The organism is Bartonella sp. AP36NXGY (assembly GCF_042195865.1).
In the GTDB taxonomy this organism is placed as follows: Bacteria; Pseudomonadota; Alphaproteobacteria; order Rhizobiales; family Rhizobiaceae; genus Bartonella.
In genome coordinates this window covers 1-1,461 of sequence record NZ_JBHIPD010000097.1, presented here as the reverse complement: position 1 = coordinate 1,461, position 1,461 = coordinate 1, and the positions used below count along the sequence as shown (strand labels likewise).

Genomic DNA, 1,461 nt, shown 5'->3' with positions numbered 1-1,461 from the left:
GAAAGCTGTGAGGAACGCTTTTTTGCAGCGCTTGCCATGTTAAGTGCTTTTGCAATGGCTGTATCAAAGTTTTCAAACCCACCCCCATATTTCCCTTTTTCGGCGAGCTCAAATAACTGATTTTCAATCGTTTCAATTTGTTGGGTAGGCGTGAGCTCTACAGGAGCATCAAAAGCTGTATTGGCAACTTCATTGCCAAGATTAATCAAAGACCGGCGGATAAAAAGATCGTAAATAACGCGTCCATAATCTTCAGTGTTAATAATAGTGACTGCCTCTGTGGCTAAGCGAACAACATACTGGTATACAGTAATATCTCCAATTTTTTCTTCCATTTGGATATAGGGCTTAATTGTAATGGGGTTTGCAAGATGACCCTTTTGAATAATTTGTAAGACAATCTCAAAGATCTTTTGATGTAGCGTTTCAAAAAAATGTTCTGCTTTGAGAAAGTCTGAAACGCGATCGAGTGCATTATTATTAATCAGGATTGCTCCAAGTAATGCCTGTTCCGCTTCAATATTATGGGGAAGTTGACGAAAAGAAGAAGCAAAATTATCTCTTGGATTTTCTGTTTTTAGCATGTTCAATGTTCTCATTGCTTTTTTTTCCCTTGTTTGGTGCCTCGAGTGTGATTTCTGTGGTGTATCCGCTTTGTTTTTCATAGCGGTGGGTGACGGTTGCAGCTTTCCATGGTCCATTGATTTGCCCACGAAACCCTTGAAAGATGAGAGGTTGATCCGCCATAATTTCAGGGCGCCCCTCAAGGGTCAAGGAGCCACTGCCTACAGCACGACACAACCTGTCCGACTCGGAAGCAGCAGCAGCTCGTGCTTCCTCCTCACAAGTGTAACAAGTCCGTAAACGCCGCACGGGACCGCTAAACCCTGTCTGATGTTTGACTTGGCATTGCTGCCCTTTTGAGCGATCAAAATAAGAAGCTTCAATAGTGCCATATTGCGTGCGTGGTTCTAATGTGAATTCCCAGTTGGAACAGTCGTGCTTATGAAGTTCGAGTGCTGGTAAATTATCTCCGCTTAAAAACAAAAACTTATTGTCCTTGATCAAAAAACGTGCCCGCATGCGGTCAGCAAGGCGGGTTAAAAAATCAACCGCCGATTGATCTGTTCGAATCACATAAGGCAAAATTTGTTTGGTAAATTGGGGACTGACCTTTGCTTGATAGCCATGGCGTTTGGCAAGTGTCTCCACAATCTCACCAATGGTTTGGTGGTCAAAATGTTCACTCACCTGTTCTTTGAGCTCTTTACGCATCGAGGCACTTTTGCCACAAAGGCGCAAAATCTCTCCATCGCTGCCCCCACAACTTACAACCGATTCGACAACAAAACACCCCATAAAGGCACTGATGCTGTTCTCATAACCAAAGATCACCTGTAGCGCACTGTTGCTTGAGGGAACCTCTAAATCATTGCCACTATCGTCAAACTCTGCTTCAAA

The 1,461-nt window shown here is 43.5% G+C and carries 2 protein-coding genes; both read right to left on the bottom strand.

Annotated features, from left to right (window positions below; all coding sequences use genetic code 11):
- On the bottom strand, nt 1-584 hold a 584-nt coding region (locus ACFINX_RS10040), incomplete at its 3' end, for a DnaB-like helicase N-terminal domain-containing protein (RefSeq protein WP_375668793.1).
- The coding region (locus tag ACFINX_RS10035; RefSeq protein WP_375668792.1) for a phage late control D family protein at nt 556-1,461 on the bottom strand (906 nt) is incomplete at its 5' end. The genes ACFINX_RS10035 and ACFINX_RS10040, both read right to left, overlap by 29 nt.